The sequence below is a fragment of the Streptomyces celluloflavus genome (genome assembly GCA_000720995.1).
GTDB lineage: Bacteria > Actinomycetota > Actinomycetes > Streptomycetales > Streptomycetaceae > Streptomyces > Streptomyces celluloflavus.
The window spans coordinates 53,996-70,978 of sequence record JOEL01000012.1 but is presented as its reverse complement, the minus strand read 5'-3'; the positions used below and the strand labels follow the sequence as shown (position 1 = coordinate 70,978).

At 72.3% G+C, this 16,983-nt stretch carries 15 protein-coding genes; 12 read left to right on the top strand and 3 right to left on the bottom strand.

Annotated features, from left to right (window positions below; translation table 11 throughout):
* Positions 1–173: 173 nt before the first annotated feature.
* The gene (locus IH09_RS12900) at positions 174–1,343 is read left to right on the top strand and encodes a cysteine desulfurase family protein (protein WP_052856342.1); all 1,170 of its coding nucleotides are present in this window, start codon (positions 174–176) and stop codon (positions 1,341–1,343) included.
* On the opposite strand, the gene IH09_RS12895 is transcribed toward IH09_RS12900, so the two are convergent.
* Positions 1,336–2,022 (bottom strand): N-acetylmuramoyl-L-alanine amidase, encoded by a 687-nt coding sequence (locus IH09_RS12895; protein WP_052856341.1) that lies wholly within the window; start codon positions 2,020–2,022, stop codon positions 1,336–1,338. The two genes, IH09_RS12900 and IH09_RS12895, sit on opposite strands and share 8 nt — an antisense overlap.
* Before the next feature lie 54 nt (positions 2,023–2,076).
* On the opposite strand from IH09_RS12895, the gene mnmA reads away from it, so the two are divergent.
* Positions 2,077–3,204: a tRNA 2-thiouridine(34) synthase MnmA gene (mnmA, locus tag IH09_RS12890; protein WP_052856340.1), complete on the top strand. Its 1,128-nt coding sequence runs from the start codon at positions 2,077–2,079 to the stop codon at positions 3,202–3,204.
* A 127-nt stretch (positions 3,205–3,331) separates the two neighbouring features.
* On the opposite strand, the gene IH09_RS12885 is transcribed toward mnmA, so the two are convergent.
* Positions 3,332–3,901, bottom strand: coding sequence for a hypothetical protein (locus tag IH09_RS12885; RefSeq protein ID WP_052856339.1), 570 nt, complete (start codon positions 3,899–3,901; stop codon positions 3,332–3,334).
* A gap of 279 nt (positions 3,902–4,180) precedes the next feature.
* Between IH09_RS12885 and IH09_RS12880 the strand changes: the two genes are divergently transcribed.
* The 7 genes from IH09_RS12880 (at position 4,181) to IH09_RS12850 (ending at position 14,149) form a co-directional block, all read left to right on the top strand.
* The gene (locus IH09_RS12880; protein ID WP_318279445.1) at positions 4,181–5,017 is read left to right on the top strand and encodes a VC0807 family protein; all 837 of its coding nucleotides are present in this window, start codon (positions 4,181–4,183) and stop codon (positions 5,015–5,017) included.
* 449 nt (positions 5,018–5,466) lie between these two features.
* Positions 5,467–6,843 carry an NADP-specific glutamate dehydrogenase gene (gene gdhA, locus IH09_RS12875; protein WP_190233277.1) on the top strand — a complete coding sequence of 459 codons (1,377 nt, stop codon included), beginning with the start codon at positions 5,467–5,469 and terminating at the stop codon, positions 6,841–6,843.
* 141 nt (positions 6,844–6,984) lie between these two features.
* Positions 6,985–7,527 carry an LOG family protein gene (locus tag IH09_RS12870; protein ID WP_052856336.1) on the top strand — a complete coding sequence of 181 codons (543 nt, stop codon included), beginning with the start codon at positions 6,985–6,987 and terminating at the stop codon, positions 7,525–7,527.
* A gap of 85 nt (positions 7,528–7,612) precedes the next feature.
* Complete coding sequence (locus tag IH09_RS12865; protein ID WP_052856335.1) at positions 7,613–8,302, top strand: SDR family oxidoreductase; 690 nt, start codon at positions 7,613–7,615, stop codon at positions 8,300–8,302.
* A 322-nt stretch (positions 8,303–8,624) separates the two neighbouring features.
* Entirely contained in the window at positions 8,625–9,638 is a 1,014-nt protein-coding gene (locus IH09_RS12860; RefSeq protein WP_094791926.1) for a methionine synthase, read from the top strand.
* A 31-nt stretch (positions 9,639–9,669) separates the two neighbouring features.
* Entirely contained in the window at positions 9,670–11,886 is a 2,217-nt protein-coding gene (gene ligA, locus IH09_RS12855) for an NAD-dependent DNA ligase LigA (protein WP_052856333.1), read from the top strand.
* Positions 11,887–12,040: 154 nt separating this feature from the next.
* A complete protein-coding gene (locus tag IH09_RS12850; RefSeq protein WP_052856332.1) occupies positions 12,041–14,149 on the top strand; it encodes a putative bifunctional diguanylate cyclase/phosphodiesterase in 2,109 nt (702 codons plus the stop codon).
* A gap of 38 nt (positions 14,150–14,187) precedes the next feature.
* Here IH09_RS12850 and IH09_RS39000 read toward each other — a convergent pair whose 3' ends face one another.
* Positions 14,188–14,385: a hypothetical protein gene (locus tag IH09_RS39000; protein WP_190233276.1), complete on the bottom strand. Its 198-nt coding sequence runs from the start codon at positions 14,383–14,385 to the stop codon at positions 14,188–14,190.
* A gap of 539 nt (positions 14,386–14,924) precedes the next feature.
* Here IH09_RS39000 and gatC point away from each other — a divergent pair.
* Genes gatC through IH09_RS12830 form a run of 3 tightly spaced genes read left to right on the top strand, consistent with a single transcriptional unit; the run spans position 14,925 to position 16,959 of the window.
* Positions 14,925–15,221, top strand: coding sequence for an Asp-tRNA(Asn)/Glu-tRNA(Gln) amidotransferase subunit GatC (gatC, locus tag IH09_RS12840; RefSeq protein ID WP_030258164.1), 297 nt, complete (start codon positions 14,925–14,927; stop codon positions 15,219–15,221).
* Between the two features lie 5 nt (positions 15,222–15,226).
* On the top strand, positions 15,227–16,720 hold the full coding sequence (gatA, locus tag IH09_RS12835) for an Asp-tRNA(Asn)/Glu-tRNA(Gln) amidotransferase subunit GatA (protein WP_052856330.1): 1,494 nt from the start codon (positions 15,227–15,229) through the stop codon (positions 16,718–16,720).
* On the top strand, positions 16,717–16,959 hold the full coding sequence (locus tag IH09_RS12830) for a hypothetical protein (protein ID WP_052856329.1): 243 nt from the start codon (positions 16,717–16,719) through the stop codon (positions 16,957–16,959). The genes gatA and IH09_RS12830 overlap by 4 nt, the downstream gene beginning before the upstream one ends.
* Positions 16,960–16,983 lie beyond the last annotated feature (24 nt).

Here is a 16,983-nt window from a genome sequence, read left to right as displayed (position 1 = left end):
TCGTGTCGATGGAGACGACGGGACGGTCCCGGCCGCGGTCCGCCTTCCGGCCCCGGCCCGGTGTCATAACGGGACGACGGTGGCGGTTCCGGTACATCCCGCACGCTGCGGCCCCGTGCACCGGACATGCGCCCCCGGGGCCCGCGACGGCGCCTCGTAGAATCGTGCGCACCATGGTTTACCTCGACCACGCCGCCACCACTCCGATGCTCCCGGAGGCGGTGCAGGCGATGACCGCCCAGCTGACCGTCACCGGCAACGCGTCCTCCCTGCACGCCGCCGGCCGCCGGGCCCGGCGCGCCGTCGAGGAGGCGCGCGAATCCCTCGCCGCCTCGCTCGGCGCGCGCCCCAGCGAGGTCGTCTTCACGGCCGGCGGCACCGAGGCCGACAACCTCGCGGTCAAGGGCCTGTACTGGTCCCGCCGGGACGCCGACCCGGCCCGCACCCGCGTCCTCGCCAGCCCCGTCGAGCACCACGCCGTCCTGGACGCCGTGGAATGGCTCGCCGGCCACGAGGGCGCGCGCGTCGAATGGCTGCCGGTCGACACCTACGGCCGGGTGCACCCCGACGCGCTGCGCGAGGCCATCGCCCGCGACCCCGGCGATGTCGCGCTCGCCACCGTCATGTGGGCCAACAACGAGATCGGCACGGTCCAGCCGGTCCATGAACTCGCTCGGGTGGCAGCGGAGTTCGGCATTCCGCTGCACGCGGACGCGGTCCAGGCGTTCGGCCAGCTGGAGGTCGATTTCGCCGCCTCCCAACTCGCCGCGATGACGGTCTCCGGCCACAAGATCGGCGGCCCGTACGGCAGCGGCGCGCTGCTGCTGGGCCGCGAGTACGCCCCGGTGCCGGTGCTGCACGGCGGCGGCCAGGAGCGGCACGTACGCTCCGGCACCCTCGACACCCCCGCCATCGTCGCCTTCGCCGCCGCCGGCCGGCACGCGGCCGCGCACCGCGAGGAATTCGCCCGCGACATCGGCGCCCTCCGCGACCAGCTGGTCAAGGCCGTCCACGCGGCGGCCCCCGACGCCGTCCTCGGCGGCGACCCGGACCCCGCCGGCCGCCTCCCCGCCAACGCCCACTTCTCCTTCCCCGGCTGCGAGGGCGACTCCCTCCTGCTGCTGCTGGACGCCCAGGGCATCGCCTGCTCGACCGGTTCCGCCTGCACGGCCGGCGTCGCCCAGCCCAGTCACGTCCTGCTGGCCACCGGTATGGACCGCGATCTGGCCCGCGGCACGCTCCGGTTCTCGCTGGGCCACACCTCCACGGAGCAGGATGTGGCGGCCCTGGCGGCGGCCATCGGCCCGGTGGTGGAACGCGCCCGCAGCGCGGGGCTCAGCTAGGAGGCTTCTGCCGGACCTCTCCGGGGCGGGAGGTGCGGGGCGAGGGCGACGGCGCGCGCCGCAGCTCCTCCCGGACGAGCCCGATGTACCGGTCCCAGTCCCAGTGCGGGCCCGGATCGGTGTGGTCGGTGCCCGGCACCTCCGTATGGCCGACGAGATGCTCACGGTCGGCCGGGAACCCGTAGCGCCGGCAGATCCCGGCCGTCAGCCGCGCCGATGATGCGTACATGGCGGGTGTGAAGGACTCCGGGCGGTCCACATAGCCCTCGTGCTCGATGCCGATACTGCGCTCGTTGTAGCGGCGGTTGCCGGCGTGATACGCCACGTCCAGCTCGCGCACCAGCTGCGCCACATGCCCGTCCTTGCGCACGACATAGTGCGCCGCCGCGCCGTGCGACGGGTCCTGGAAGACCTGCAGCGCCACCGGGAAGCCCCCCTGGACGACATGGATCACCACCCGGTCTATGGGGTAGTCGGCCGGCCGGTGCGCACGCCGCAAGTTCGCCGGGGACGCCTCGACCCACTGGGCGCCCCGGTGGTCGACCTCGCCGTCCCGGCGGTCCTGGTCCGGCGCCCGGCGCGCGCCGTACGCCATGGCCCCGGCCGCCGCCACTCCGCCGCCCAGCCACAGGGCGCGCCGTCTGCTGATCCCCGGCCGGCCGGGATCCTTCTTCCCCATGCGAGGGATAACGCTTACGGCCCGGCCGACTGTTCCGTCTACTCTGGAGAGGTTATGACTGAAGCTCCCCGCCGCCTGCGCGTACTAGCTGCCATGTCCGGCGGTGTCGACTCCGCCGTCGCCGCCGCCCGCGCCGCCGAGGCCGGCCACGACGTGACCGGTGTGCATCTCGCGCTCTCCGAGAACCCCACCTCGTTCCGCACCGGCGCCCGCGGCTGCTGCACGATCGAGGACTCGCACGACGCCCGCCGCGCCGCCGACGTCATCGGCATCCCCTTCTACGTCTGGGACCTCGCCGAACGCTTCCGCGAGGACGTCGTCGACGACTTCATCGCGGAGTACGAGGCCGGTCGCACCCCCAACCCCTGCCTGCGCTGCAACGAGAAGATCAAGTTCGCCGCGCTGCTGGACAAGGCCCTCGCCCTGGGCTTCGACGCCGTGTGCACCGGCCACTACGCCACGGTCGTCCGCAACGACGACGGCAGCCGGGAGCTGCACCGCGCCTCCGACATGGCCAAGGACCAGTCCTACGTCCTCGGGGTCCTGGACGACCGGCAGCTGGCGCACGCCATGTTCCCGCTCGGCGACACCCGCACCACCAAGCCCGAGATCCGCGAAGAGGCCGCCCGCCGCGGCCTGTTCGTCGCCAAGAAGCCCGACAGCCACGACATCTGCTTCATCGCCGACGGCGACACCCAGGGCTTCCTCGCCAAGCGGCTGGGCACCGCCGAGGGCGACATCGTCGACGAGTCCGGCAACCGCCTCGGCACGCACGACGGCGCGTACGGCTTCACCATCGGCCAGCGCAAGGGCCTGCGCATCGGCCACCCCGCCGCCGACGGCAAGCCCCGCTACGTCCTGGACATCTCCCCGGTCGACAACACCGTCACCGTCGGCCCCGCCGAGTCCCTCGACGTCACCGCCCTCACCGCCATCCGGCCCCGCTGGTGCGGCAACCCCCCGCAGGCCGGTCCCGCCGCCTACACGGCGCAGCTCCGCGCGCACGGCGGCGAAACGGGCGTCACCGCCGAACTCATCGACGGCTCCGCGCTCCATGTCACCTTCACCGACCCCGTACGCGGTGTCGCCCCCGGACAGGCCATCGTGCTCTACGACGGCACCCGGGTCGTCGGCTCGGCGACGATCGCGACGACGGAACGCCGGGCGCGGGCGGCGGTGTAGGGCGGCCGGGGCCGCGGACACGGCCGGCTGAGGGCACGGCGGAGACGGCGCCGCGAAGGCTGTGCGGGCGGCCGTCGCCGCCCGGCCCGGGGGTGGCCGGTCAGCCGGTCTCCCGGTCGGTCTCTCGTCAGCCGGTCCGCTCGATCCGCCGGAGGGCCGTCGTGACGAGCTCCTCGCCCCGGATGAGCTCGTGGTCGATGACATGCCGGGCCCCGTCGCGGGTGTGGACGACGTAGCGGCGGCTGGTGACCGGGCCCGTGGTCAGCCCCCAGGGGCGCAGATCCACCTGCGCGACATGCTTCAGCTCCGGCCAACGGGCGGCCCACAGCAGGCTCTTGCGGTCCCGGGGTCGGTCGCGGTCGTGGACGATCCCCCGCTCGAAGACGTGCACCGCGCAGCGCCGCCGCCCGACCTCGTGCACCGGCATGAAGCCGCAGAGGAACGCGACGGGCACCAGCAGGATCAGCAGCAGCCGGATATCGACCTCGCCGCCGTTGTAGGTCCAGGTCACACCGCTGGTCAGGGCGAGGAAGGCCGGCACGGCCACCGGTATCGCCACTGCCGGCGCCAGTCCCCACAGCCACACCTGCCGCCGGCCGCCGCGGTACGTCGCCACATACGCGCCGAGCGTCAGCCCCCGCGCCTTCTCGTGGACCTTCTGCGGTACGCGGCCGCTCCCGGCCCTGCTCCCGGCCATCCGGCCCTCCTTCGCCGTCCCGTGTGACAGAGGCAGTCTGTGCGCGGCCGGCTCCGGTCCCACCCGGGAGTTACCGAACCGCGATCGAGCGGGCACCGGTCCCGTGGGGCCGTCGCGGCGGCCGGCCACGTGGCGCGTGGCGCGCTCTTCGAACCTGACAAATGTCATGGGGAAGGGAGGACAGACGTGACTGTCGCCGGGCGGGGGCGTACGGGAAGCTGAACGTGCCGAAAGGAGCGGTAACGCCGCGGTACGGAGCGCGAGTTGGGGGAGCCTTGTATGAGCCAGAGCCAGAGCCAGAGCCAGAGCCAGAGCCAGAGCCAGAGCCAGAGCCAGAGCCAGAGCCAGAGCCGGAGTGCGGGCGGGAGTCGGAGTGCCGGTGGGAGTCGCGGGCGTGGGCGCGGCGGGGACCGCAGTCCGCTGCTGGAGAGCTTTCTCCCGCTGATCATGGACGCCGGGGTGCCGATGGCCTCGTACTACCTCCTCGGCGGCGCCTTCGGCCTGAGCGAGGTGGCCGCGCTGGGCTGGAGCAGTGTGGTGCCGGTGGCGCGTACGGTCTGGGGTCTCGTCCGCAACCGCCGGATCAACGGCCTCGCGCTGCTGATACTCCTGGCCAATGCCGTGGGCCTGGCGCTGAGTTCGGTCACCGGCGATCCACGGCTGATGCTCGCCAAGGACAGCGGTGTGACCGGCGTCGTCGGGATAGTGGTCCTGCTTTCCGTGCGCGGAGGACGGCCTCTGATGACCGCCGGGCTCCGGCCATGGGTCACGAAGGGCAGTACGGCGGGGAATGCGGCCTGGGACCGGCTGTGGGCCGACTCCGCGCGGTTCCGGCGGGCCGAGCGGAGATTCTCGGTGATCTGGGGGAGTGCGCTGCTGGCCGAGTGCGTGGTGCGGGTGATCGGCGCGTACACCGTGCCGGTGCACACGATGGTCTGGCTGAGCACGGTGCTGGCGGTGGTGGCGATCATGCTGGCGATGCTCGTCGCCGGAGGGGCCGCCGCCGAGCCCATGCGGGAGATGGTCGAGGCCGAGCGGATACGCACCGCCGGCGCCCGTCCGGGCGAGGCGGGTGGCGGGGAGCGGGCGCCGGAGTACGCGGGCTCCCCGGAGTGATCTCCGGGATCTGCGGGCGGCGGGGAGCGAGCGCCGGAACGGGCTGCGAAGCGGGTGGGCTCCCCGAGTGGCCTCCAGGAGGTTGCGGGCGGCTGGGGTGGGCCCGCGCGACGGCTTGTCGCGGCGCGGAGCAGGGGGCGGCCGGGGCTGCCCGGTGTGATGTCCGGCACAGATCGCCACGGGCGAGGTGTGCGGGCGGACTCCGGCGGCTGCCCCCTGAACTGGGGGCACGGGCGCGCCGGGACGGGGAATTGGGCGGGGCGGGGAGGGCGGGCTGCCCGGGGGGAACCGCAGGCGGCATTGACGTTCGGCGGCCCCCGCGGTCGATTGACCTGTAGGGGGCCAATAGGGTCGGCGCAACGACGGAACGTCAGAGGCCGCTGCGCCGAGGATTTGCCATGATCCGGACCGCAGGCGGCCTTTCGTCGGCCACGAAGGGAACGGAAGTCATGTCGACTGTTCAATCTGAGGTGAAGCCCGGGGGCATTTCGGCCGGACCGGCAGCCCTGCACGCGGAGCTGGTCCGGCGGAATCCCGGGGAGCCGGAGTTTCACCAGGCCGCCCTCGAAGTGCTGGAGACGCTGGCCCCCGTACTGGCCGTCCGTCCGGAGTTCGGCGAGGCGAAGATCCTGGAGCGGCTCTGCGAGCCCGAACGGCAGATCATGTTCCGGGTTCCCTGGCAGGACGACTCCGGGGAGATCCACGTCAACCGCGGCTTCCGGGTGGAATTCAACAGCGCGCTCGGCCCGTACAAGGGCGGTCTGCGATTCCACTCGTCCGTGAATCTGGGGATCGTGAAGTTCCTCGGCTTCGAGCAGATCTTCAAGAACTCCCTCACCGGCCTGAACATCGGTGGCGGTAAGGGCGGCAGCGACTTCGACCCGCACGGCAGGTCGGACGCCGAGGTGATGCGGTTCTGCCAGTCGTTCATGACCGAACTGCACCGCCATCTCGGCGAGCACACGGACGTGCCGGCGGGCGACATCGGTGTCGGCGGCCGTGAGATCGGCTATCTCTTCGGGCAGTACCGGCGGGTCACCAACCGCTGGGAGCCCGGTGTGCTCACCGGCAAGGGCCTCGAATGGGGCGGCTCCAAGGCCCGTACCGAAGCCACCGGTTACGGCAATGTGCTCTTCACCGAGGAGATGCTCAAGCGGCGCGGTGAGGAACTCGACGGGCAGCAGGTCGTGGTGTCCGGCTCGGGCAATGTCGCCATCTACACGATCGAGAAGGCCCAGGCGCTCGGCGCCCACGTCCTGACCTGCTCGGACTCCGGCGGCTATGTCGTCGACGAGAAGGGCATCGACCTGGCGCTGCTCAAGCAGATCAAGGAGGTCGAGCGCGGCCGGATCACCGAGTACGCCGAGCGGCGCGGGGCGTCGGCCAGGTATGTGCCCGGCGGGCGGGTGTGGGACGTCCCGTGCGAGGTGGCGCTGCCCTCGGCGACGCAGAACGAGCTGGACGGGGACGCCGCCCGCATCCTGATCCGCAACGGCGTCAAGGCGGTCTCCGAAGGCGCGAACATGCCGGCCACGCCGGAGGCGGTCACACTTCTGACGTCCGCCGGGGTGGCCTTCGGCCCGGGGAAGGCCGCCAACGCGGGCGGGGTCGCGACCAGCGCGCTGGAGATGCGGCAGAACTCCTCGCGGGAGTCCTGGTCCTTCGACCGGGCCGAGGGCGAACTCGCGATGATCATGCGCGGGATCCACGACACCTGCTACGAGACCGCGGAGCGGTTCGGTCTGCCCGGCGACTATGTCGCGGGTGCGAACATCGCCGGCTTCGAGCGGGTCGCGGACGCGATGCTGGACCAGGGCCTGATCTGACCCGGCCGCCGGCCCGGGGGACCGATCCGGCGGGACGCCCCGGGACGCGCGCCGCGCATCCCGGGGCCGTTCCCGCCCCCGTCCCCGCGCGCTCCCCGCCCGCCCGTAATCGGCTTGTGGGCGGCTCGTAGGGTGAAGCGTATGAACATCTGTGTCTTCTGCTCCGCAGCCGATCTCGACGACCGCTATGTCACCCCCGCCCGCCAGTTCGCCGAGTTGATGGGCAAGAGCGGGCACGCGCTGGTCTGGGGCGGCTCCGACACCGGCCTGATGAAGGTCATGGCCGACGGGGTGCAGGGGGCGGGCGGGAAGCTGATCGGCGTCTCCGTGGAGTTCCTGGCCCACAAGGCGCGGGCCGGCGCGGACGAGATGCTCGTCACCAAGGACCTGGCCGAGCGGAAGGCGCAGCTGCTGGCGCGTGCCGATGCCGTCGTGGTGATGGTCGGCGGTACGGGCACGCTGGACGAGGCCACCGAGATCCTGGAGCTGCGCAAGCACGGGATGCACGCCAAGCCGGTCGTGCTGCTCAACACCGCCGGTTTCTACGACGGGTTGCAGGAGCAGTTCCAGCGGATGGAGACCGAGGGCTTCCTGCCGGTTCCGCTCAAGGACCTGGTCTTCTTCGCGGAGGACGGTGTCAGCGCCCTCGCGTACCTGGAGGAGCAGGCCGGCGTCCAGCGCTGAGACGCTCCGCCGCGTGCAACCGCGCGCCCCCTGGAAGCTTCTGCTCCGCCCGGTCCGGACCGTCACGCTCGTTAGGATCGGCCCCATGGGAACGCACTTGATCACGGGCGCAGGGTCGGGCATCGGAGCGGCGGTCGCACGGCGGCTCGCGGAGCGCGGTGAGCAGCTGTGGCTGCTGGCACGGGACGCGGGCCGGGCGAAAGAGCTGGCAGAACGGTTCCCGGGCGCCCGCACGATCGTCGGCGAACTGGGCAATCCGGAGAAGCTCTCCTGGGCACTGGGACAGCAGCCGCTGCCGGAGCGGATCGATTCGCTCCAGCACATCGCGGGCGTCATCGAACTCGGCGCGGTCGGCGACCTGGGCGCCAAGGCATGGCAGCGGCAGCTCGCCGTCAACCTCGTCGCGCCCGCCGAGCTCACCCGGCTGCTGCTGCCGCTGGTGCGCGTCGCGCAGGGACATGTCGTCTTCGTCAACTCCGGCGCCGGGCTCGCGGCGCACGCCGAGTGGGGGGCGTACGCCGCGAGCAAACACGGTCTGCGGGCGCTGGCCGACTCGCTCCGCGCGGAGGAGCACGACAACGGCGTCCGCGTGACCTCGGTCTACCCGGGCCGTACGGCCACTCCCATGCAGGAGAGCACCCACCGGCAGGAGGGCAAGGAGTACGACGCCTCCCGCTGGATCGACCCGGAGTCGGTCGCCACGGCCATCATCACCGCCATCGATCTGCCGCGGGACGCGGAGCTGAACGACGTATCGGTGCGGCCGGGCCGCTGACCCTGCCCGGGACCACCCCGGGCCGTCGAACCCCTGGGACCGCCCCGGGCCGCCGGGCCTCCGGGGCGGTCCCGGCTGTGTACGCCCCCGGCTGCCCACGCGCCCGCCGGGCACGCTCCCGGCGAAGCCCGCCGCGCACCCGAGCCCCGAGGCGGAGCCGAGCGCGGGGGCGGGGTACGGGGCGTGAGATCCAGGGCCCGCGCCCGCACCGCCCCGCCGGCCGGGCGTACGCACCCGGCGCGACGTCCTCCGCCCCCGGTGCCCGCTGAACCGCGTGCCCCTGCCACCGCACCCCCGCCGCGCCGCCACATACCCTTCCGGGGTGAGCGAGAACAGTACGTATGCGTGGGCCGCGGGCGCGGCGACCGGGGTCGGGTCGATGCCGGGCGGTGACGCGCGGGAAGCGGCGAAGACCGTGACCGGGTCGCTGGAAACCTTCCCCCACCTGCCGGAACTGCCGGCCAGAGGGCCGGGCGCCGACATGATCGGGCGGACCGCCGGGATGCTAGTCGAGGTCTACGCCCATGTGGAGCCCAGCGGCTGGCGGATCAGCGACCGCCCGGGGCGGGACACCCGGCGGGCCCGCGCCTGGCTCGGCGAAGACCTGGACGCCCTGGAGGAGTTCACCCAGGGATACCAGGGCCCGCTGAAGGTCTCGGCCGTCGGCCCGTGGACGCTGGCCGCCGCGCTGGAACTGCGCAACGGCGAGGCCGCCCTCAGCGACCCCGGGGCCTGCCGGGATCTCGCGGCGTCCCTGGCGGAGGGGCTGCGCGGTCATCTCGCCGACGTACGGCGGCGGGTGCCCGGCGCGCAGCTCGTGCTCCAGCTCGACGAGCCCTCGCTGACGGCGGTGCTCCAGGGACGGGTGAAGTCCGCCAGCGGCTACCGCACCCACCGGGCCGTGGACCGGGCCGTCGTCGAGGGGGCGCTGCGCGAACTCGTCGGTGTCGCGGCGGGCGGGCCCGTGATCGTCCACTCGTGCGCGCCGGAGGTGCCGTTCGGGCTGCTGCGGCGGGCCGGGGTCGCGGGCATCTCGTTCGATATCGGTCTGCTCACCGAGCGTGAGGAGGAAGCGATCGGCGAGGCCGTCGAGGGCGGTACGGCGCTGTTCGCGGGCGTGGTGCCCGGCACGGACGGCCGATTGTCAGACCCTGCCGGTAGCGTCATGGGTGTCAGGACGCTGTGGCGCAGGCTGGGGCTGTCGCCGGGGACTCTCGCCGAGTCCGTGGTCGTCACTCCGTCGTGCGGACTGGCGGGCGCTTCGCCCGCATATGCCCGCTCGGTTCTCGCCCACTGCGTCCGGGCGGCGAGGTCGCTCGCAGACAACCCTGAGTGACGGCACTCAAGGATCACGGGAGGACAAGACGGTGGCTGGCGAACAGCACGCAGCGGTACCCGAGGTGCCCGCGGCGGCACGGGAGAAGCACGCGCGGCTCGCTGAGCAGATCGAGGAGCATCGCTTCCGGTACTACGTGAAAGACGCCCCGGTCGTCAGTGATGCGGAGTTCGACGGACTGCTGCGCTCCCTGGAGGCCCTGGAGGCGGAGCATCCGCAGCTGCGCACCCCGGATTCGCCGACCCAGCAGGTCGCCGGGGCGTACGAGACGGAGTTCACCGAGGTCGAGCACCGCGAGCGGATGCTCTCCCTGGACAACGCCTTCGACAACGACGAGCTGGCGGCCTGGGCCGAGCGGCTCGCGGGGGAGCTGGGCGGCGATCCGCGGAGCGCCGGCTACCACTTCCTGTGCGAGCTGAAGGTGGACGGCCTGGCCGTCAACCTCACCTACGAACAGGGCCGGCTGACCCGCGCCGCCACCCGCGGCGACGGCCGCACGGGCGAGGACATCACCCCCAACGTCCGGACGATCGCCGAGATCCCGCACCGTCTGAAGGGCGAGCGGATCCCCGGGCTGGTCGAGGTCCGCGGGGAGGTCTACTTCCCCATGGAGAAGTTCCTGGAGCTGAACGAACGGCTGGTGGCCGAGGGCAAGCCGCCGTTCGCCAACCCCCGTAACGCCGCGGCCGGTTCGCTGCGCCAGAAGGACCCCAGGGTCACCGCCGGCCGCCCGCTGCACATGGTGGTGCACGGTATCGGTGCCCGCGAGGGCTTCGACATCGACCGTCAGTCGCAGGCGTACGACCTGCTCCGCGAGTGGGGCCTGCCGACGGCCACGCACAACGAGGTCGTCGACTCCCTGGCGGCCGTGCGCGCGTTCATCGACCGCTACGGCGACGCGGAGACCCGCCGCGCCGCGGTCGAGCACGAGATCGACGGTGTGGTCGTCAAGCTGGACGAGATCCCGCTCCAGGGGCGGCTCGGCTCCACCTCGCGGGCCCCGCGCTGGGCCATCGCCTGGAAGTACCCGCCGGAGGAGGTCAACACCAAGCTGGTGGACATCCGCGTCGGCGTCGGCCGCACGGGCCGGGTCACGCCGTACGCGGTCGTGGCGCCGGTCACGGTCGCCGGCTCCGAGGTGGAGTTCGCGACGCTGCACAACCAGGACGTCGTCAAGGCCAAGGGCGTGTACATCGGGGACACCGTCGTGCTGCGCAAGGCGGGCGATGTCATCCCGGAGATCCTGGGCCCGGTCGTCGATCTGCGGGACGGCAGCGAGCGGGAGTTCGTGATGCCGGCCGACTGCCCCGAGTGCGGTACGCCGCTGCAACCCGGCAAAGAGGGCGATATCGACCTGCGGTGTCCCAATGCCCGGTCCTGCCCCGCGCAGATCCGCGAGCGGCTGTTCTATCTGGCCGGCCGCAAATGCCTGGACATCGAGAACTTCGGCTATGTCGCGGCGACGGCGCTCAGTCAGCCGCTGGAGCCCGCCGAGCCGCCGCTGAAGGACGAGGGCGATCTCTTCAGCCTCTCCATCGAGCAGCTGCTGCCCATCAAGTCGTATGTTCTCGACCCCGATTCGGGACTGCCCAAGCACGACCCCAAGACCGGCGAGGAGAAGGTCGTCACCTTCTTCGCCAACCAGAAGGGCGAGCCGAAGAAGAACGCTCTCGCCATGCTGGAGAACATCCAGGCCGCCAAGGAGCGCCCGCTGGCCCGGATCATCACCGGCCTGTCGATCCGTCATGTGGGTCCGGTCGCGGCCGAGGCGCTGGCCCGGGAGTTCCGTTCGCTGGACCGCATCCGGGACGCGAGCGAGGAGGAGCTGGCCGCCGTGGACGGCGTCGGTGCGACCATCGCCGCCTCCCTGAAGAGCTGGTTCGCCGAGGAATGGCACCAGCACATCATCGAGCGGTGGCGGGCCGCGGGCGTCCGGATGGAGGAAGAGCGGTCGGGTGAGGAAGGCCCGCGTCCGCTGGAAGGCGTCACCGTCGTGGTAACGGGCACACTTCAGTCACACACCAGAGATGGCGCGAAAGAAGCGCTCCAAGGTCTCGGAGCGAAGGTGACCGGTTCTGTTTCGAAGAAGACCGGTTTCGTGGTGGTGGGAGACAACCCAGGTTCGAAGTATGACAAGGCCATGCAGCTGAAGGTCCCAGTGCTGGACGATGACGGCTTCACGGTGCTGCTGGAGCAGGGCCCCGACGCGGCACGAGCGGTAGCTGTCACTCCACCTGAGGAGGAGTGAGGAGTCACCCCATCGGCGCATACCAGATTGATCCGGGCGGCCGGGTCGCATTCGGGCAACCGCTGCGGATCGCTGCCCGTGACGGCGTTCCGCGGCCTACTGTTGAGATGCGCCTGCCGTGGCGCGGGCTCAGCCGGCTGTGAGAGGTATCGGAATGAAACCGACCGACAGCGCCGCTCCGGCGTCGCGGCTCCGCCGGCTCGTCGTGCCCGCGCTGCCCGCGGCCATCGTCATCGCGGCCGGCGGCGCGCTCGCCATCGGAGTGATCCGCACGCTCGGCGACGGTGCGGCGCTGTTCCCCGCGGGGACCGTCGGCTGGTCGCTGGCGGTCCTCACCGGCGTCATCGTCGGCCATCTGGTCGCGCTCGGCCGCGACCGCTGGTGGGGCGGCACGGGCTCCGGCGCCGCCCTCGCCCTCGCCGTCCTCCTGCTCTACGGCTGGATGCCCGCGGTCCTGGTCAGCCTCGCCGTCGTCGTGCTGGTCGGCGCCGCCCGCCGGCACCGCTGGCGACAGGCCCTGGTGCACGGCGCCGTGGACATCCTCGGCATCGGCGCCGCGGCCCTCGGCCTCAGCGCGTTCGGCGTCCGGTCCAGCGTCGGACACCCCTGGGTGCCGGCCGCCTGGGACCTCTCCGTCCTCCCGGAGGTCGTCACCGCGGCCGCCGGCTACCTTCTCGTCAGCCGCGCCCTGCTGTGGCTGACCCTGACCTCGCGCAGCGGCGGACTCCCCACCATCGCCCGGACGACGGTGGTGCGGCAGGCGCTCGTCGGCGTCGCGCTGCTCGGCATCTCCCCGCTGATCGCCATCTGCGCCGTGTACGCCCCCATCCTGCTGCCGCTTTTCTCGGTACCGCTCATCGCGCTGGACTCCACCCTGTGGATCGCCCGCGCCCGCGCCGAGGAGCAGCTGCGCGACCCGCTCACCGGACTGCCCAACCGCCAGTGGCTGCTGGAGCGCACCTGGACCGCGCTGGACGAGGCGGAGCGGGCCGGCGCCCGCTCGGCGCTGGTCCTCATCGACCTGGACCGCTTCCGCGCCGTCAACGACACCCTCGGCCACCTCGCCGGCGACCGGCTGCTGCTCCAGATCGCCGACCGGCTGCGGCACGCCCTGCCACGCGGCGCGGAGGCCGCCCGGCTCGGCGGCGACGAATTCGCCGTCCTGCTGCCGGCCACCGACTCCCTCACGAGTTCCCAGCGGGTGGCCCGCAACCTCGTGGCCGCCCTGGGATCCCCGCTGGATCTCGACGGACTGACCCTCGTGCTCGAAGCCAGCGCGGGGGTCGCCGTCTTTCCCGACCACGCCCTGGACGCCGAAGGACTGCTGCGGCGCGCCGATGTGGCGATGTACCAGGCCAAGCGGGACCGCAGCGGCGTCGACCTCTACGAGGCCAAGCGGGACGGCAACACCCCCGACCGGCTCGGTCTGCTGGGCGATCTGCGCCGCGCCCTGGACGCCGGCGACGTCGAACTGCACTACCAGCCCAAGGTCGGTTTCGACGGGCATGTCGCCGGGCTGGAGGCACTGGTCCGCTGGGTGCACCCGGACCGGGGGAGAGTGCCACCGGACGAGTTCATCGCCATCGCCGAGTCCTCGGGGCTGATGCCGCGGCTGACGGAGTACGTCCTGGAGACCGCCCTCGCCCAAGTGGCGCGCTGGCGCGCGATGGGCCTGGAGGTCCCGGTCGCCGTCAACGTCTCGCCGCGCGATGTGCACTCGCCGGGCTTCGCCGGAGCCGTCGCGGCCCGGCTCGCCCGGCACGGCGTCCCACCGGGCGCGCTCCAACTGGAGATAACCGAGCACGTCCTGCTGGAGGACCCGCAGCGGGCCGCCGACACACTCGCCGGACTGACCGCCCACGGGGTGAAGATGTCCCTGGACGACTTCGGCACCGGGTACTCCTCCCTCGTCCATCTGCGGCGCCTCCCGGTCAGCGAACTCAAGATCGACCGCTCCTTCGTCGCGCGGCTGGCGGTCGACAACGAGGACGCCGAGATCGTCCGCTGCACCCTCGACCTGGCCCACTCCCTCGGCCTCCTGGTCGTCGCCGAGGGCGTCGAGGACGACGAGACCTGGGAGCGGCTGCGCGACCTGGGCTGCGACGCCGTACAGGGCTGGCTGGTGGCGGCCGCGATGCCACCGGACGAAACCACGGCCTGGCTACGGGCCCGCGGTGAGCACGGCTGGCACCGCGCATCGGAGACGGCCGCCCTGGCGGCGGAGAAGGCAGCCAACAGCCCTTCGGGACAGGTCTTGAACTGACCCGGCCACCGGCCGTCCCGTGTCCCCGCTCCGATCAGTCAGACCAGCCGGACCAGCCGGACCAGCCGGACCAGCCCGATCGGTCCGATGAGCCCGATCAGTCCGAACGAGCTCCGCAGCCCGATCCGGCAGCACAGCCCGGTCAGCCCGCACCGCTCGGTCAGCCCGGACGAGCCGTCCGGCCCGATCAGGCGCCCGCGGCGCCGGCCGGCGTGTCCGGCGCGCCCGTCAACCACGCCGCGCCCGCCCCGTCCGACGCGCCGGACGACGGCCCCGCCGTGCCGTCCGCTCCCCTCGCACCCGCCGCGCCGGCCCCGTCCGCGCTCCCGGAGGCCGTACCGCAGGACGCCGAGCCGCCGTCCGCCGGTCCGCCGCCGTCCGCCGGTCCGCCGCCGGCCGCTCCGCAGGTGTAGCCGGGCCCGGCGGCGGCCCGTCCGCCGGTGCCCCGGCCGCCCGTCCGTACCACCGGGCGGGGTGCCGGCCAACGGGTGACGGGTCACGGGTGACGGATGACGGATGACGACGGCCGGGGACGGGTGGCGGCCGCGCGGAGCCGGAGGTCCGCAGTCCGTCCCGCGAGGGCGGACCCGGCGGCCGTTTCCGGGCCCGCCCCGAGGCCGTTTCCGGGTCCGTCCCGGGGCGGCTTCCGGGCCCGGCCCCGTAACGGTTTCGCGGGAGCTCTCGCCTACGCCATAGGATTGGGCCGAAAAGTTCATCGGGAACCCATCCGATTCATCGAGAACCCACTCCGCCAAGAACACCAGAGGATCGCTGCATGCCTGGCATCACGCGCGAGGAGGTCGCTCACCTCGCCCGGCTGGCACGTCTGGAGCTGAAGGACGAAGAGCTCGACCACTTCGCCGGACAGCTCGACGACATCATCGGCGCGGTCGCCCGCGTCTCCGAGGTCGCCGACCAAGACGTACCGCCGACCTCCCACCCGCTGCCCCTGACCAATGTCATGCGGGCGGACGAGGTCCGTCCGTCGCTGACCCCCGAGCAGGCGCTCTCCGGCGCCCCGGCCCAGGAGCAGCAGCGTTTCAAGGTGCCGCAGATCCTGGGGGAGGAGTGACCGACATGGCTGACCTGATCAAGCTCACCGCCGCCGAGATCGCCGCGAAGATCGCCTCCGGCGAGGTCACGGCCGTCGAGGTGACCGAGGCCCACCTGGCCCGCATCGAGGCCGTCGACGAGAAGGTGCACGCCTTCCTGCACGTCGACCGCGAGGGCGCGCTCGCCCAGGCCCGTGCCGTGGACGAGAAGAAGGCCCGCGGCGAGAAGCTCGGCCCGCTGGCCGGCGTCCCGCTCGCGCTCAAGGACATCTTCACGACGGAGGGCATGCCCACCACCGTCGGCTCGAAGATCCTGGAGGGCTGGATTCCGCCCTACGACGCGACGCTGACCAAGCGGCTCAAGGCCGCCGACGTCGTCATTCTCGGCAAGACCAACATGGACGAGTTCGCCATGGGGTCCTCGACGGAGAACAGCGCCTACGGCCCGACCGGCAACCCCTGGGACCTCACCCGTATCCCCGGCGGCTCCGGCGGCGGCTCCTCGGCCGCCCTCGCGGCGTACGAGGCCCCGCTCGCCATCGGCACGGACACCGGCGGTTCCATCCGCCAGCCCGCCGCCGTCACCGGCACCGTCGGCGTCAAGCCCACCTACGGCGCGGTCTCCCGCTACGGCATGGTCGCCTTCTCGTCCTCGCTGGACCAGGGCGGGCCGTGCGCCCGTACGGTCCTGGACGCGGCGCTGCTGCACGAGGCCATCGCCGGCCACGACGAGCTGGACTCCACCTCCATCGACGCGCCGGTCCCGGCCGTCGTCGAGGCGGCCCGCAACGGCGATGTGCGCGGGATGCGCATCGGCGTCGTGAAGGAGTTCGCGGGCGAGGGCTACCAGGCCGGCGTCATGCAGCGGTTCAACGAGTCCGTCGAGGTGCTGCGCGAGCTGGGCGCCGAGATCGTCGAGATCTCCTGCCCGTCCTTCGACAAGGCGCTGGCGGCGTACTACCTGATCGCGCCGTCCGAGTGCTCCTCCAACCTGGCCCGCTTCGACGCCATGCGCTACGGCCTGCGGGTCGGCGACGACGGTACGAAGTCCGCCGAGGACGTCACGGCCCTGACCCGTGAGGCCGGTTTCGGCGACGAGGTCAAGCGCCGCATCATCCTCGGTACGTACGCGCTCAGCTCCGGCTACTACGACGCGTACTACGGCTCCGCGCAGAAGGTGCGGACGCTGATCACCCGCGACTTCGAGAAGGCGTTCGAGCAGGTCGAGGTGCTCATCTCGCCGACCACGCCGACCACCGCCTTCCCGATCGGCGAGCGCGCCGACGACCCGATGGCGATGTACCTCGCCGACCTGTGCACGATCCCCACCAACCTGGCAGGCAACGCAGCCATGTCGCTGCCCTGTGGACTGGCTCCCGAGGACGGGCTGCCGGTGGGTCTGCAGATCATCGCCCCTGCCATGGCCGACGACCGGCTCTACAAGGTCGGTGCCGCGGTCGAGGCCGCGTTCACCGCCCGGTGGGGTCACCCGCTGCTTGAGGAGGCACCCGCACTATGAGTGGAAAGCTTGCCAAGGCGAAGAACTTCAAGAAGTCCAAGCCCGGCACGTATCTGTCCATCGGGACCACGCTGTTCGGCGCGGTGAGCGTCGTCAAGCAGGCGAAGAAGGCCAAGGGGGAGCACGACACGCTCCAGCTGGTCGACGCCATCGTCTCCGCCGCCGCCATCGCCACCGGCGTCGCCCTGCTCATCCGCGAACTGCGTCGTCTCAGCGACGACGACGTCCTCGCGGACTGATCGGCGCCGGATCTGAGAGGTTAG

Bases quoted from the DNA above. Each gene is read 5' to 3' on its own strand.
- IH09_RS12900 (WP_052856342.1), top strand. From the start codon at position 174: ATGGTTTACCTCGACCACGCCGCCACCACTCCGATGCTCCCGGAGGCG.
- IH09_RS12895 (WP_052856341.1), bottom strand. From the start codon at position 2,022: ATGGGGAAGAAGGATCCCGGCCGGCCGGGGATCAGCAGACGGCGCGCC.
- mnmA (WP_052856340.1), top strand. From the start codon at position 2,077: ATGACTGAAGCTCCCCGCCGCCTGCGCGTACTAGCTGCCATGTCCGGC.
- IH09_RS12885 (WP_052856339.1), bottom strand. From the start codon at position 3,901: ATGGCCGGGAGCAGGGCCGGGAGCGGCCGCGTACCGCAGAAGGTCCAC.
- IH09_RS12880 (WP_318279445.1), top strand. From the start codon at position 4,181: ATGAGCCAGAGCCAGAGCCAGAGCCAGAGCCAGAGCCAGAGCCAGAGC.
- gdhA (WP_190233277.1), top strand. From the start codon at position 5,467: ATGTCGACTGTTCAATCTGAGGTGAAGCCCGGGGGCATTTCGGCCGGA.
- IH09_RS12870 (WP_052856336.1), top strand. From the start codon at position 6,985: ATGAACATCTGTGTCTTCTGCTCCGCAGCCGATCTCGACGACCGCTAT.
- IH09_RS12865 (WP_052856335.1), top strand. From the start codon at position 7,613: ATGGGAACGCACTTGATCACGGGCGCAGGGTCGGGCATCGGAGCGGCG.
- IH09_RS12850 (WP_052856332.1), top strand. From the start codon at position 12,041: ATGAAACCGACCGACAGCGCCGCTCCGGCGTCGCGGCTCCGCCGGCTC.
- gatC (WP_030258164.1), top strand. From the start codon at position 14,925: ATGCCTGGCATCACGCGCGAGGAGGTCGCTCACCTCGCCCGGCTGGCA.
- gatA (WP_052856330.1), top strand. From the start codon at position 15,227: ATGGCTGACCTGATCAAGCTCACCGCCGCCGAGATCGCCGCGAAGATC.
- IH09_RS12830 (WP_052856329.1), top strand. From the start codon at position 16,717: ATGAGTGGAAAGCTTGCCAAGGCGAAGAACTTCAAGAAGTCCAAGCCC.